The sequence below is a fragment of the Schleiferilactobacillus perolens DSM 12744 genome, assembly GCF_001435585.1.
Taxonomy (GTDB): domain Bacteria; phylum Bacillota; class Bacilli; order Lactobacillales; family Lactobacillaceae; genus Schleiferilactobacillus; species Schleiferilactobacillus perolens.
The window spans coordinates 1-630 of sequence record NZ_AZEC01000059.1 but is presented as its reverse complement, the minus strand read 5'-3'; the positions used below and the strand labels follow the sequence as shown (position 1 = coordinate 630).

The 630-nt window shown below is 45.7% G+C and carries 1 protein-coding gene; it reads right to left on the bottom strand.

Translation table 11 applies throughout. The annotated features are described in order from the left end of the window. On the bottom strand, positions 1-630 hold a 630-nt coding region (locus FD09_RS15600; protein ID WP_162261532.1), incomplete at both ends, for an FAD-dependent oxidoreductase.

The window sequence follows — 630 nt, the reverse complement described above, 5'->3', positions numbered from 1 at the left end:
AGATGATCGTTAACTTCGATCCCGTTAGCATTGTAACTAACGCCTACTTCGTCTAATCCGATGTTTTCGATGTTAGGAATTCGTCCGGTAGCATCCAAAATCCAGTCGGTGGTGAGGGTTTCGTGATCGTTATAAGACACGGTAAAATGAGAACCGTCTTCCTCAAAACGATCCACCTGAGCGTTGTAAATGAACTTCACCCCTCGTTTTTCGAGGTCGGCAATGACTTGTTTTACGTAATCTTGATTAAATTTGCGCAACGCCCGATTATGGCGTAAAAGTACAGTGACGTTCGCGCCGGCAGCATTGGCAATCGTGGCAAATTCCATGCCGATATAGCCCGCGCCAATAATTACGATATTTTCAGGAAGCTGTTTGAGGTTCATAAAATCGGTACTGTCATGCGTAAGTTCTGAGCCCATAACATCTAGATGGTGGGGACGTAGCCCCGTTGCAATCACGATTTTGTCAGCGGTGTAGCGCTGTTGATCCACTTCGATGGTGTGAGCATCAACAAATTTTCCACAACCGTGAATAATTTCGATGTCAACAGAGTCGAGTAAACCAGTAATCATGTCCGGCAAGCCGTCGATGACTTCGTGTTCATGTTCTACATTGGCAGTCCAATCC